Genomic DNA, 13,360 nt, shown 5'->3' with positions numbered 1-13,360 from the left:
TACCGACGAGACCACGGGGAGCGCCGCCGGGAGGCGGCAGGGGGAGGCCGATCGTGCAGCGCAACCGGACGACGGGACGGCGCTGGACGGGCGCGGTCGTCGCCGCCACCGGCCTGGTGGCCCTCGTGCTCGCCCCCTCGTCCGCCTCCGCCGAGCCGGGCACGCCGCCCGCCACCGCCGCGGAGGCCGCGCAGCTGGTCGAGGAGGCCGGCCGGCAGCTGACCGCCCTCGACGAGCAGGTGCACCAGGCCGAGCTGGCGGTCGCCGCCCAGCAGCAGGCCGCCACCGCCGCCGACGCGGCCGCCGACACCGCCGAGGCGACGCTCGCGCAGTACGCCCCGGCCATCCGCGCCATCGCGCAGAGCGGCTACACCGGCACCACCCGCTCCCGCGTGGCCGCCTTCCTGGGCAGCGACTCCGCCGACGACCTCGTCGCCCAGATGACCATGATCGACCTCATCGCCGAGCACACCGACGGCGTCCTCACCGAGGTGGCCGCCGCCCAGGCCGCGGCCGAGCAGGCCCGGGCCGACGCCGACGCCGCGGCCGCCGAGGCCACCGCCGCGCTCACCGCGCTGCACGACCAGCAGGCGCAGGCCCAGGCCCAGGCCGACGCGTACGAGGCCGACTTCGAGCGGCTGTCGGCCGCCGAGCAGGCCCGCGTCACCACCGCGCTGGCCGGCCCGGTCCTCGACGCGCCGTCGGCCGCCGCCGCCGCGGCCGCCGCACCCGGCCCCGCCGCCGCAATCGCCGTGCAGACGGCGCTGGCCCAGCTCGGCGACCCCTACGTCTGGGGCGCCTCCGGGCCCGACGGCTTCGACTGCTCCGGGCTGACCTCCTACGCCTACGCCGCCGCGGGCATCGCGCTGCCGCACTCGAGCAAGGCGCAGTCGACGATGGGGACGCCGGTGGCACGGGCGGACCTCATGCCCGGCGACATCGTCTACTTCTACTCGCCGGTCAGCCACGTCGGCCTCTACATCGGCGACGGGAAGATGGTGCACGCCCGCACCCACGGCCAGCCGGTCGCCGTGACCAGCGTGGACCAGTCGGGGTACCGCGGCGCCGTCCGCGTGGCCTAGGCGCCCGTCGGGCGCGCTGCGCCCGCGGAGGGGCCGTAGCGTTGCCCTCCGTGACCCGGGCACTGCCGCGTGAGGAACCCGCCCTGCGGCCCGAGGCCATCGGCTTCCTCGACTCGCTCGTCATCGGCCTGGCCGCGACCTCGCCGGCCTACTCGCTGGCGGCGGTCATCGGCCCCGTCGTCGCCCTGGTCGGGGTGCACGCCCCCGGGGTGATGCTGGCGTCGTTCGTGCCGATGCTGCTCATCGCCGGCGCGTTCGCCGCGCTCAACCGGGCCGACCCCGACTGCGGGACGACGTTCTCCTGGGTGACCCGCGCCTTCGGCCCGACGGCGGGCTGGATCGGCGGCTGGGCGATCACGATGACCGGCGTCCTGGTGGTCGGGTCGCTGGCCGAGGTCGGCGTCCGGTTCACCCTGCTCGTGCTGGGCCTGGACGCCCTGGCCGACTCCACGCCCGCGGTCGTCGCGCTGAGCGTGCTGCTGGTCGTCGTCATGTCGGCGATCTGCGTGCTCGGCACGGAGATCTCCGCCCGGCTGCAGGACGGGCTGATCCTCGCCCAGACCGCGGCGCTGCTGGCGTTCGCGGTCGTCGCGGTCGTCCGCGGCGTCCGGGGCGACTCGCCGTTCGGCGGGCTGACGCCGTCCTGGGACTGGCTGGACCCCTTCGGCGCCGGCGGGGCGGCGCTGACCGGGGGTCTCCTGCTCGGCGTCTTCGCCTACTGGGGCTGGGAGTCCGCGGTCAACCTGACCGAGGAGACCGCCGACCCGCGGGTCGCCCCGGGCCGGGCCGGCGTGCTGTCGACGGTCGTCCTGCTGCTCACCTACGTCGGCGTCGCGGTCGCCGTCGTCTCCTTCGCCGGGACGACGTGGCTGGCCGGCAACGCCGACGAGGAGGAGGCGGTCTTCGCGCTGCTGTCCACGCAGGCGCTGGGGGGCTGGGACTGGGTGGTGCTGGCCGCCGTCGCCACCTCGGCGATCGCCTCCACGCAGACGACGATCATCCCGGCCTCGCGCACCGGCCTGTCGATGGCGCGGCGGGCGGCGCTGCCGGCGCGGTTCGGGTCGGTGTCCGAGCGGTTCCGGACGCCGGACGTCTCCACCTGGTGGGTCGCCGGCGTGGCGGTCGCCTGGTACGTGGGCGTGCACCTGGTCAGCGAGAACGCGCTGTTCGACTCGATCACCGCGCTGTCGCTGCTGATCGCGCTGTACTACGCGCTCACCGGCCTGGCCTGCGCCTGGTACTTCCGCCGCCGGCTGGTCCGCAGCCTGCGCGACGCGCTGCTGCTCGGCGTCGGCCCCCTGGCCGGGGCGGCGATGCTCGGCTGGCTGCTGGTGCTCTCCGTGCGCGACCTCGCCGACCCGGAGAACAGCTACACCGGCCAGGCCTGGCTCGGCCTCGGCCCGCCGCTGGTGATCGGCGTCGGGATCATGGTCGCCGGGATCGTGCTCATGCTGCTGTGGCGGTGGCGCGACGCCCGCTTCTGGCAGGAGCGGCCCTCGGTGGCCCCGGAGGACGCCGACCCGCTGGTGGGCTGATCCTCAGCCCCCGGCCAGCTGCGCCACCGCCGCGGCGATCCGCCTCGCGCGGGTCGCCGGGGTGGCCGCGGTCTGCACCCGGTGGAGGACGGAGTAGCGGTCCTGCGCCCCGAGCGCGGCGAAGGCCCGCTCCGCGGCGGGCTCGGCGGCCAGTGCCGCGGCGAGGTCGTCGGGGACGGTGATGGTGGCCGGGCCCGCGTAGGCGCGGTCCCAGCGGCCGTCGGCCCGGGCCGCCTCGACCTGGGCCAGCCCCGCGGGGCGCATCCGGCCGGCCGCGGTGAGCTCGGCGACGGCGTCGACGTTCTTCTGCGACCACACGCTGCGCGGCCGCCGCGGCGTCACGCGGATGAGGTACCACCGCTCGTCGAGGCGGTTGGACCGGCCGTCGATCCACCCGAAGCACAGCACCGACTCCACGAGTTCGGCGTAGGTGAGCGAGGGGACGCCGGCCCCCTTCTTGGCCAGCTTCACGTAGAGGCCCGGGGCGGTGGCGTGCTCGGCCTCCAGCCACGCCTCGAACGCGGCCTGATCGGAGAAGGCGAGGACCGGCAGGTCGGTCGGCGGGGTCACGACGGGGATCCTGGCCCCTGCCGGGCGCTCACGACAGCTCCGCGCGCAGCACCTCCGCCGCCCGGGCGAGCGACCGCATCTTGCCCTCGGCGGAGGCCCGCGGCAGGTACTTCAGGCCGCAGTCGCTGGTGAGGACCAGCCGGTCGACGTCGACGTCGTCGAGGGCCCGCCGGACGCGGTCGGCCACCACCTCCGGCGTCTCCACCTCCGGCGTGGACAGGTCCAGCACGCCGAGGGCGATTCCCTTGCCGCGCAGCGGCTGCAGCTGCGCCGGGTCCAGGTGCGCCTGCGCCGTCTCCACCGAGACCGTGTCGACCGGGGTGTCGGCGAGCTCGGGCAGGAACGAGTAGCCCTCGGGGCGCTCGCTCACCATGGCCGCGTAGCCGAAGCACAGGTGCAGGTGCACCGGGCCGGGCGCGCCCTCCACGGCGCGGGTCACCGCCTCGGCGCCGTACCGGCGGGCCACCTCGGGCCGGGCCTGGAGCCACGGCTCGTCGATCTGCACGACGTCGGCGCCTGCGGCGAACAGGTCGGCGATCTCCTCGCGGACGACGTCGGCGTAGGCCAGCGCCAGGGCCCGGTCGTCCCCGTAGTGCTCGTCGGCCGCCTGCTGGGCCATGGTGAACGGGCCGGGCAGCGTGATCTTGACCGGCCGGTCGGTGGCGGCGCGGAGGAACCGCACGTCGCGGGCCTGGATCGGGCCGCGGCGGCGGAGCTCGCCGACCACCCGGGGCACGGGGATCGGCCGGCCCGAGCGGTTGAGCACGGTGCCGGGGGTGTCGACGTCGACGCCGTCCAGCGCGGTGGCGAAGTGGTTGGAGTAGGACTCCCGCCGCTGCTCGCCGTCGCCGACCAGGTCCAGGCCGGCCGCCTCCTGGGCGCGGACCGCCAGCAGCGTCGCGTCGTCCTGCGCCTCCTCGAGCAGGTCCGGCGCCGGCCGCCACAGCTCCCGGGCGCGCACCCGGGGCGGGAACTGGTGTGCCAGGCGCTCGTGGTCGATGAGCCACCCGGGCTGGGGCAGGCTCCCGACGACCGTGGTGGGCAGCGGCGGCAGGGAAGCGGGCACGGGGAGGATCCTGCCCGCGCCGACCGGGCTCCGGGTGTGCTGGGGTGGACGCCGTGGCGGACAACTACATCGCGGAACTGCCCTTCGGCGCCCCGGCCATCGACGAGGAGGCCTTCGTCGCGCCGACGGCGGTGGTGGTCGGCGCGGTCACCATGGGGCCGCGCGCCAGCATCTGGTACGGCGCGGTCGCCCGGGCCGACGCCGAGGTCATCGAGATCGGCGAGGGCTCGAACATCCAGGACGGCAGCACGCTGCACTCCGACCCCGGCTTCCCGCTCCTCGTCGGCCGCGGCGTCACCGTCGGGCACCGCGTCGTCCTGCACGGCGCCCGCGTCGACGACGACGTGCTGGTCGGCATGGGCAGCGTGGTCATGAACGGCGCGCACATCGGCGCCGGCTCGATCGTGGCCGCCGGCGCCGTCGTCACCCAGGGCACGGTCGTGCCGCCGGGGTCGCTGGTGGCCGGCGTCCCGGCGCGGGTGCTGCGGCCGACCACCGACGACGACCTCACCCACATCCGGCTCAACGCGGCCAGCTACACCGAGCGGCTCGAGGCGGCGCGGAAGGTGCGGCCGGTGGTGCGCCGTCCGCTGCCCCCGGCCGGCTACACCCCCGGCGACGCCGCGGACTGACGAAGGACCGCCCTTCCCCCCACGCCTCGCATGCTCGGCGCGGGCCCCTGGAGGGCGGCCGTTCCCTCACGTCACCTCAGAGGGCGCCGGCGAGGCGGGCGACCGTGTCGCGGACCTCGTCGAGGGACAGCGCCAGCGTCGCGTCGCCCACGGGGAGCTCCACGCGCACCACGGTGGGGTCGCCGGTGACGCCCGCCTGCGCCCAGGTCCACAGCCCCTCCTCCGCCAGCGCGCGGGCGGCGGCGCCGAAGGCGTCCGGGGTGGTCGACAGCAGCAGGTGCAGCATCGGTGTCTGCGGCGGGTCGGGCACCACGCGCACCCCGGGCAGGCCGCGGACGGTCTCGGCCACCTCCCGCGCCCGCTCCAGGTAGGCGGGGAACAGCGGCAGCCGGCGGCGCAGGCACGACAGCGCCGAGGCCGCGCCCGGCCACAGGCCGAACAGCGTGCCGCCCATCCGCCCGCGCCACTCCCGGACCTCGGCGACGACGTCCGCGGGCCCGGCCACGCAGCACCCGGCCAGCGCGCCGATCCCCTTGTAGAAGCTGACGTAGACGGTGTCGAACGGCGCCGCGACGTCGGCCGGCGGCATCTCGTAGCCGGCGGCGGCCTCCCACAGCCGGGCGCCGTCGAGGTGGGCCACCGAGTGCACGTCGTGCGCCCACGCGGCCTGCTCGACGACGTCGTCCCACGGCGGCAGCGGACCGCCCAGGTCCCGCTGCGGCAGCTCCACCACCAGCGCGGCCGGCGCCTCGGCGACGCCGTCGAGGTCGGCGCGCAGCAGCATCCGGTGCCGGTCGCCGACCGGCCGCTCGACCAGGCCCTGCAGCCGCGCCAGCGCGCCGCCCTCGTGCCGGAACAGGTGGCACTCGGGGTGGGCGACGACGGTGGACCGGCGGCTGCGCCCGGCGTGCACCCGCAGCACCGCCTGCTGGGCCATCGTCCCGCTGGGCAGGTAGACCGCGGCCGGCTTGTCCAGCAGCCGCGCGACCTCCGCCTCGAGCTCCGCGACGACGCCGCCCGCGCCGTACCGGTCCAGCGCGGTGTCCGGCGGGATGCTGGCCAGCAGGTCGGCGGCGCGCTGGGGTCCGTGGCCGGTCAGGGCGCGGTCGCAGGCCAGCCGGAGGGCGTCGAGGTCGTCGTCCACGGCCCCAGTCTGTCGAGATCGCGGGATCTCGCACGCCCGGGGCCGGGGGAGCGTGCGAGATCGCGCGATCTCGACCGGGGGACGGGTCAGGCGTCGAGCAGCTCGCGGAGGAGCACGCCGACGGTGCCGGCCTCGATGAGGAAGCCGTCGTGCCCGTACGGCGAGGTCACCACCCGCAGCGGCACGCCGAGTGCGTCGGCCACCCGCCGCTGCAGCTCCAGGGGGTAGAGCCGGTCGGAGTCGACGCCGGCCACCACCGCCCGCGCGGTCACCCGGGCCAGCGCCGCCTCGACCCCGCCCCGGCCGCGGCCGACGTCCCAGGTGTTCATCGCCTCGGTGAGCACCAGGTAGCTGCCGGCGTCGAACCGGCGGGTGAGCTTGTCGGCGTGGTGGTCGAGGTAGGAGGCGACGGCGAACCGGCCGTCGGCCTGCACGGTCGCGCCGAACCGCTCCTCCAGCTCGAACGTGCTGCGGTAGGTCAGGTGCGCGATCCGCCGGGCGACGCCGAGCCCGGCGACCGGGTCGGCGCGGATCGCGGCCTGCTGGGTGGTCTGGGTGCCGATCTGGTCGGCGGTGGCCGCCGCGCCCGAGGCGAGGAAGAACAGCCCGGCCACCCGGTCGGGCAGCGCGACCGCCCACTCCAGCGCCCGCATCCCGCCCATCGACCCGCCGACGACGGCGGCCCAGCGGTCGACGCCGAGCGTGTCGGCGAGCGCCGCCTCGACCAGCACCTGGTCGCCGACGGTCACCTCGGGGAACCGTTGCCCCCACGGCCGGCCGTCGGGCGCGGTCGAGGACGGCCCGGTCGTCCCCTGGCACCCGCCGAGCACGTTGGCGCAGACGACGAAGAACCGGTCGGTGTCCAGCGCCGCGCCCGGCCCGACCAGCGACGCCCACCAGCCCGGCGTCGGGTGGCCGGGCCCCGCGGGGCCGGTGACGTGGCTGTCGCCGGTGAGCGCGTGCTCGACCAGCACCGCGTTGCCGCCGTCGGGGGCGAGCGTGCCCCAGGTCTCGTAGGCCACCCGGACGCCGGGCAGCACCCCGCCGCGTTCGAGCCGGACCGGTCCGTCCAGGTCGAGGAACAGCCGGTCCCCGGCGGGGTCGCCGTCGCGCCACCCGCCGGTGCGCGGCGGGGTGCGGGACCCCGGGAGGTCCCGCACCCCGCCCACGTCAGGCGCCCTTCGCGGCGCGGAACCCGGCCTCGAGGTCGGCGAGGACGTCCTCGATCCCCTCCAGGCCGGCAGCCAGCCGCACCAGGCCGGGCGTGACGCCGGTGGTCCGCTGTTCCTCCGGCGTGAGCTGCGAGTGCGTCGTCGACGCCGGGTGGATGACCAGGCTGCGGACGTCGCCGATGTTGGCCACGTGGCTGTGCAGCTCCAGCGCCTCGACGAAGCGCTTGCCCGCCTCGACGCCGCCGCGGATCTCGAACGCCAGCACCGCGCCGGCCCCACGGGGGGCGTAGCGCTGCTGGGCGGCGTGCCACGGCGAGGACGGCAGGCCGGCGTAGTGCACCGACTCCACCTCGTCGTGCGCCTCGAGGAACTCGGCCACCCGCTGGGCGTTGGCCACGTGCCGCTCCATGCGCAGCGACAGCGTCTCGATGCCCTGCACGACCAGCCAGGCGTTGAACGGGCTGATCGCCGGGCCGAGGTCGCGCAGCAGCTGCACCCGGGCCTTGAGCGCGTAGGCCGGGGCGCCCAGGTCGGCGTAGACGACGCCGTGGTAGGTCGGGTCCGGCGTGGTGAAGCCGGGGAACCGGCCGCGGGTCCAGTCGAAGTTCCCGCCGTCGACGATGACCCCGGCGATCGCGGTGCCGTGGCCGCCCAGGTACTTGGTGGCCGAGTGGACGACGACGTCGGCGCCGTGCTCGAGCGGGCGGACGAGGAACGGCGTGGCGATGGTGTTGTCGACGATCAACGGCACGCCGTTGCGGTGCGCCACCTCCGACACCGCGGAGATGTCGAGGACGTCGCCCTTCGGGTTGCCGATCGACTCCCCGTAGAACGCCTTGGTGTTCTCGCGGACCAGCGACTGCCAGTTCTCCGGGTCGTCGGGGTCCTCGACGAAGGACACCTCGACGCCGAGCTTGGGCAGCGAGTGGTGCAGCAGGTTGTAGGTGCCGCCGTACAGCGACGCCGACGCGACGACGTGGCTGCCGGCCTCGGCGACGTTGAGGATCGCCAGGGTCTCGGCGGCCTGGCCGCTGGCCACCGCGAGCGCGGCGACGCCGCCCTCGAGCGAGGCCACGCGCTGCTCGAGCGCGTCCTGCGTCGGGTTCATGATCCGCGTGTAGATGTTGCCCATCTCGGCCAGCGCGAACAGGTCGGCGGCGTGCTGGGCGTCGCGGAACTGGTAGCTGGTGGTCGCGTAGATCGGCAGGGCGCGGGCCCCGGTCGTGGGGTCGGGGCTGGTCCCGGCGTGGATCTGCCGGGTCTCGAAGCTCCAGCTCTGCTGGTCGGGCACGGCGCCGTCTCCTCTCGCTCGCGGAGACCCCGCGGCGCACGGAGGGCTCCGTCTTGCCGCGCGGCGGACGCCGCACGGCCGGCTCTTCCCCTGGGAGCACCTCGGACGGAGGAGAGGTTGCCGGGCAGCCAGCCAGGTACTTGTCGCTGCCTCTCGTGAGCCTGCGCGGAACCCTAGCGCCAGGTCAGGAGGCGCCGGGCCGGGGGTGCGCGAGGGCGGCCGCGGCGTCGTCGGCGAGGCGGGCGACCAGCTCCCCGGCGGGCAGCGCCTCGGCCAGCGGGTACGCCTGCCCCGCCCACGTGCTGATGGCCTCCGGGTCGCCGGCCTGCCGGGCCGCCGCGCGCAGCGGCGTCGTCAGGTGGTGGACCTGCGGATACGCGGCCGGGGCCGCGGCGGTGTGCTCGGCGAGGAAGCGGTTCACCAGCCCGCGGGCGCGCCGGCCGCTGAACGCCCGGGTGAGCGCCGTCGGCCGGCCGGCGCCCAGCGCCGCCCGGTGCGCGGCGCCGGTCCCCGCCTCGGGGCACAGGAGGAACGCCGTGCCCAGCTGCGCGGCCTCCGCCCCGGCGACGAGCACCGCGGCCACCGCGGGGCCGTCGGCGATCCCGCCGGCCGCGACCATCGGCAGGTCCACCGCCCGGGCGACCAGCCGCAGCAGCGGCAGCAGCCCGTACTCGCCCGCGCCGTCCTCGTCGCGGAGCCCGCCGCGGTGCCCGCCGGCCTCGACGCCCTGCACCACCAGGGCGTCCGCGCCGGCGTCGCGGGCGGCGAGCGCGTCCTCCGGCGAGGTGACGGTGACCAGCACGGTGGCGCCGGCGTCGTGCAGCGCGGCGACCATGTCCGGCCGCGGCAGGCCGAAGGCGAACGACACCACCGGCACCCGCTCCTCGGCGAGGACCGCGACCTTGGCCTCCCACGCGTCGTCGTCGGCGTGGGGCTCGCCGAGGTCCACGCCCCACCGCCGCGCCTCGGGCCGCAGCCGCTCGGCGTAGCGGCGCAGGGCACCCTCGTCGGCGGGCGGCCCGGGGACGAAGACGTTGACGCCGAACCGCTCCCCGGTCCGCGCCCGGACGGCGCGGACCTCCTCGCGCACCGCCTCCGGCGTCCGGTAGCCGGCGGCGAGGAATCCCAGGCCGCCGGCCTCCGACACCGCCGCGGCCAGCTCCACCGTCGACGGCCCGCCGGCCATCGGCGCCTGCACGACCGGTCGACGCAGCCCCAGCACCATGCCGGGCATCCTGCGCCCCGCGGCTCAGGCCGGGGTCAGCCGGGCCAGCACCTGGTCGAGCGCCACGCGGTCGCCGGGGGCGACGAGCAGGTCGACGACGCCGTCGGCCGGGGCGCGCAGCGTGTGCTCCATCTTCATCGCCTCGACGACGACCACCGGGTCCCCCGCGCCGACGGTCTGCCCGCCGGACGCCGGGGTGGCGATCACCGTGCCGGGCATCGGGCTGGTCAGCTCGGGGGCGTGCGCGGCGGCGTCCGGCCGCAGCACCAGCCGCCGGGCCCGCCGCAGCGGCCAGTCCGCGCCGCCGGCGTGCACGAACAGCGCGTCGCCGTCCTCGGCCACCCGGCAGTGCGACCGCACGCCGTCGCGGACCAGCGCCAGGCCGCCGTCCTCGGGCGCGCAGCTCAGCGGGCCGGCGTCGGCGCCGTCGAGGCCGGCGCGCGCGGCGGCCGGCGTGCCGGTCAGCGTCACCGTCCGCTGCCGCCCGCCGGCCTCCAGCCGGACGGTGAACGGCGCGGACGGCGCGCCGGCGCGGAAGCCGGTGGGCGCGCTCCACGGGTCGGCCGGGTCGGCGGCGGCCCAGGTGGCCAGCCACACGTGCGCGGCGGCGGCGAGGACGGCGTCGTCGGGGACGGCGGGCGGCTCCCAGGCGGCGGCGAACCGGTCGAGCAGCGCGGTGTCCAGGTCCCCGGCGCGGACCGCGGGCTCGGCGAGCAGCGACCGCACGAACCCGACGTTGGTGGTCACGCCGAGCACCGCGGTGTCCGCGAGCGCCCGGTCCAGCGCGGCCAGCGCGGTGGCGCGGTCGGGGCCCGCGGCGACCACCTTGGCCAGCATCGGGTCGTAGTCCGAGCCGACGACGGTGCCGGCGGCGATGCCGGAGTCCACGCGGGCGCCCTCGGGCTCGGCCAGCGCCAGCACCCGCCCACCGGTGGGGAGGAAGCCGCGGGCCGGGTCCTCGGCGTAGACCCGTGCCTCGACCGCCCAGCCGGTGAGCGCGACGTCGTCCTGGGCGAAGGCGAGCGGCTCCCCGGCCGCCACCCGCAGCTGCTGCTCGACCAGGTCCAGGCCGGTGACCAGCTCGGTGACCGGGTGCTCGACCTGCAGCCGGGTGTTCATCTCCATGAAGAAGAACTCGTCGGGACGGTCGGCCGACACGATGAACTCCACGGTGCCCGCGCCGGTGTAGCCGACGCTGCGCGCGGTGGCGCAGGCCGCCGCGCCGATCCGCTCGCGGGTGGCGGCGTCCAGCAGCGGCGACGGCGCCTCCTCGACCACCTTCTGGTGCCGGCGCTGCAGGCTGCACTCGCGCTCGCCGAGGTGGACGACCGCGCCGTGCGCGTCGGCGAGCACCTGCACCTCAACGTGCCGCGGCCGCTGCACGAACCGCTCGAGGAACAGCGTGTCGTCGCCGAACGCCGCGCGGGCCTCGCGGCGGGCCGACGCCAGGGCCGCGGGCAGGCCGGCGGCGTCCTCGACCACCCGCATGCCCTTGCCGCCACCGCCCGCCGAGGGCTTGACCAGCACGGGGAACCCGATGCCGGGGGCGGCGGCCACCAGGTCGTCGTCGGTGAGGCCGGGCTCGGCGATGCCGGGGACGACCGGCACGCCCGAGGCGACCACCGTCTTCTTGGCGGTGATCTTGTCGCCCATCACCCGGATCGCCTCGGCCGGCGGGCCGACGAACACGACGCCGGCGTCGTCCAGCGCGGCGGCCAGGGCCGGGTTCTCCGAGAGGAAGCCGTAGCCGGGGTGCACGGCCTGCGCGCCGGTGGCGAGGCAGGCCTCGACGACCCGCTCCACCGACAGGTAGCTCTCCGCGGCCGGGGCGGGGCCGAGCCGGTAGGCGACGTCGGCGGCGCGGACGTGCGGGGCGCCGGCGTCGGCGTCGCTGTAGACGGCGACCGAGCGGATGCCGAGCCGGCGCAGGGTCCGGACGACGCGGACGGCGATCTCGCCCCGGTTGGCGACGAGGACGGTGTCGAACACGCTGCTGCTCACATCCGGAAGACGCCGTAGGCGACGTCGTCGAGGGGGGCCTGCGCGCACGCGGACAGCGCCAGGCCGAGGACGGTGCGGGTGTCGGCGGGGTCGAGGACGCCGTCGTCCCACAGCCGCGCCGTCGAGTAGTAGGGGTTGCCCTGGGCCTCGTACTGGCCGCGGATCGGCGCCTTGAACGCCTCTTCCTCCTCGGCGGGCCAGTCGGTGCCGCGGGCGGCCAGCCCGTCCCGGCGGACGGTGGCCAGCACCGAGGCGGCCTGCTCGCCGCCCATCACCGAGATGCGGGCGTTGGGCCACATCCACAGGAAGCGGGGCGAGTAGGCCCGGCCGCACATCGAGTAGTTGCCGGCGCCGTAGGACCCGCCGATGACGACGGTCAGCTTGGGCACGCGGGCGCAGGCGACGGCGGTGACCATCTTGGCGCCGTGCTTGGCGATGCCGCCGGCCTCGTAGTCGCGGCCGACCATGAAGCCGGTGATGTTCTGCAGGAACAGCAGCGGGATGCGCCGCTGGTCGCACAGCTGGACGAAGTGCGCGCCCTTGAGCGCGGACTCCCCGAACAGCACGCCGTTGTTGGCGACGATGCCGACCGGGTGCCCGTGCAGCCGGGCGAAGGTGGTCACCAGGGTGGGCCCGTAGAGCGCCTTGAACTCCTGGTGCTCGCCGCCGTCGACCAGCGTGGTGATGACGTCGCGGACGTCGTAGGGCGTGCGGGGGTCGACCGGCACCAGGTCGTAGAGGTCGGTCTGCGGGCGGACGGCGTCCCGCGGCGGGGCCACCTCCCAGGCCGACGGCGCGGGCGGGGCCAGCGTGGAGACGATGCCGCGGACGATCTCCAGCGCGTGCTCGTCGTCGTCGGCCAGGTGGTCGGTGACGCCGGAGACGCGGCTGTGCAGGTCGCCGCCGCCGAGGTCCTCGGCGCTGACCACCTCGCCGGTGGCGGCCTTCACCAGCGGCGGCCCGCCCAGGAAGATCGTGCCCTGCTCGCGGACGATCACCGACTCGTCGGCCATCGCCGGCACGTACGCGCCGCCGGCGGTGCAGGAGCCGAGGACGGCGGCCACCTGCGGGATGCCGCGGGCGCTCATCGTGGCCTGGTTGAAGAAGATCCGGCCGAAGTGCTCGCGGTCGGGGAAGACCTCGTCCTGCATCGGCAGGAACGCGCCGCCGGAGTCGACGAGGTAGACGCAGGGCAACCGGTTCTGCAGCGCCACCTCCTGCGCCCGCAGGTGCTTCTTCACCGTCACCGGGTAGTAGGTGCCGCCCTTGACCGTGGCGTCGTTGGCGACGACGACGCACGGACGGCCCGCGACGCGGCCGATGCCGGCGATGATCCCGGCGCCGGGGGAGTCGCCGTCGTACATGTCCTCGGCGGCCAGCGGCGAGAGCTCGAGGAACGGGCTGCCGGGGTCGAGCAGGTGCGCGACGCGGTCGCGGGGGAGCAGCTTGCCGCGCTCGACGTGCCGGGCGCGGGCGGCCTCGGAGCCGCCGAGCGCGCGCCGGGCGAGCCGCTCGCGCAGCTCGGCGACCAGGTCCTCGTGCCGGGCGCGCGACGACTCCGGCGCGGCCACCGCCATGTGTGCCTCCTGTGTGGGGTCTGCGCCCCCGACGTTAACGGCCGTTCACATGCGCTGTCCACGCG

General features: G+C 76.5%; 11 protein-coding genes and 1 riboswitch. Of the genes, 3 read left to right on the top strand and 8 right to left on the bottom strand.

Annotated features, from left to right (window positions below; genetic code table 11):
• The first annotated feature begins 53 nt into the window (after positions 1 to 53).
• Both ACI798_RS15030 and ACI798_RS15025 read left to right on the top strand, forming a co-directional pair.
• Positions 54 to 1,082 carry a C40 family peptidase gene (locus ACI798_RS15030; RefSeq protein WP_457048273.1) on the top strand — a complete coding sequence of 343 codons (1,029 nt, stop codon included), beginning with the start codon at positions 54 to 56 and terminating at the stop codon, positions 1,080 to 1,082.
• A 50-nt stretch (positions 1,083 to 1,132) separates the two neighbouring features.
• On the top strand, positions 1,133 to 2,617 hold the full coding sequence (locus ACI798_RS15025) for an APC family permease (protein WP_456942533.1): 1,485 nt from the start codon (positions 1,133 to 1,135) through the stop codon (positions 2,615 to 2,617).
• Between the two features lie 3 nt (positions 2,618 to 2,620).
• Here the strand turns inward: ACI798_RS15025 and ACI798_RS15020 are convergent, their stop codons facing one another.
• Entirely contained in the window at positions 2,621 to 3,187 is a 567-nt protein-coding gene (locus ACI798_RS15020) for a YdeI/OmpD-associated family protein (protein WP_456942534.1), read from the bottom strand.
• 28 nt (positions 3,188 to 3,215) lie between these two features.
• A complete protein-coding gene (locus ACI798_RS15015) occupies positions 3,216 to 4,253 on the bottom strand; it encodes a uroporphyrinogen decarboxylase family protein (RefSeq protein WP_456942535.1) in 1,038 nt (345 codons plus the stop codon).
• 44 nt (positions 4,254 to 4,297) lie between these two features.
• Between ACI798_RS15015 and ACI798_RS15010 the strand changes: the two genes are divergently transcribed.
• Positions 4,298 to 4,885: a gamma carbonic anhydrase family protein gene (locus ACI798_RS15010; RefSeq protein WP_456942536.1), complete on the top strand. Its 588-nt coding sequence runs from the start codon at positions 4,298 to 4,300 to the stop codon at positions 4,883 to 4,885.
• A gap of 76 nt (positions 4,886 to 4,961) precedes the next feature.
• On the opposite strand, the gene ACI798_RS15005 is transcribed toward ACI798_RS15010, so the two are convergent.
• The 6 genes from ACI798_RS15005 to ACI798_RS14980 all read right to left on the bottom strand — a co-directional run bounded on the left by ACI798_RS15005 (position 4,962) and on the right by ACI798_RS14980 (position 13,295).
• Positions 4,962 to 6,029 (bottom strand): threonine aldolase family protein, encoded by a 1,068-nt coding sequence (locus ACI798_RS15005; protein ID WP_456942537.1) that lies wholly within the window; start codon positions 6,027 to 6,029, stop codon positions 4,962 to 4,964.
• An 86-nt stretch (positions 6,030 to 6,115) separates the two neighbouring features.
• On the bottom strand, positions 6,116 to 7,189 hold the full coding sequence (gene metX, locus ACI798_RS15000) for a homoserine O-acetyltransferase MetX (protein WP_457048272.1): 1,074 nt from the start codon (positions 7,187 to 7,189) through the stop codon (positions 6,116 to 6,118).
• A gap of 10 nt (positions 7,190 to 7,199) precedes the next feature.
• Positions 7,200 to 8,492: a bifunctional o-acetylhomoserine/o-acetylserine sulfhydrylase gene (locus tag ACI798_RS14995; protein ID WP_457048271.1), complete on the bottom strand. Its 1,293-nt coding sequence runs from the start codon at positions 8,490 to 8,492 to the stop codon at positions 7,200 to 7,202.
• Between the two features lie 44 nt (positions 8,493 to 8,536).
• A riboswitch (SAM riboswitch) is annotated at positions 8,537 to 8,653 on the bottom strand.
• Positions 8,654 to 8,676: 23 nt separating this feature from the next.
• Entirely contained in the window at positions 8,677 to 9,717 is a 1,041-nt protein-coding gene (locus ACI798_RS14990) for an NAD(P)H-dependent flavin oxidoreductase (RefSeq protein WP_456942539.1), read from the bottom strand.
• Positions 9,718 to 9,741: 24 nt separating this feature from the next.
• Positions 9,742 to 11,718 (bottom strand): acetyl/propionyl/methylcrotonyl-CoA carboxylase subunit alpha, encoded by a 1,977-nt coding sequence (locus ACI798_RS14985; RefSeq protein ID WP_457048270.1) that lies wholly within the window; start codon positions 11,716 to 11,718, stop codon positions 9,742 to 9,744.
• Complete coding sequence (locus ACI798_RS14980; RefSeq protein WP_457048269.1) at positions 11,715 to 13,295, bottom strand: carboxyl transferase domain-containing protein; 1,581 nt, start codon at positions 13,293 to 13,295, stop codon at positions 11,715 to 11,717. The genes ACI798_RS14985 and ACI798_RS14980 overlap by 4 nt, the downstream gene beginning before the upstream one ends.
• Positions 13,296 to 13,360 lie beyond the last annotated feature (65 nt).

The organism is Geodermatophilus sp. SYSU D01045, from assembly GCF_054050295.1.
The sequence above is the reverse complement of the archived record's forward strand: the minus strand, read 5'-3'. Positions and strand labels throughout refer to the sequence as shown.

What these genes read in the sequence shown, in the direction of transcription:
- ACI798_RS14990 (WP_456942539.1), bottom strand. Translation starts at nt 9,717, where the DNA reads ATGGTGCTGGGGCTGCGTCGACCGGTCGTGCAGGCGCCGATGGCCGGC.
- ACI798_RS14980 (WP_457048269.1), bottom strand. Translation starts at nt 13,295, where the DNA reads ATGGCGGTGGCCGCGCCGGAGTCGTCGCGCGCCCGGCACGAGGACCTG.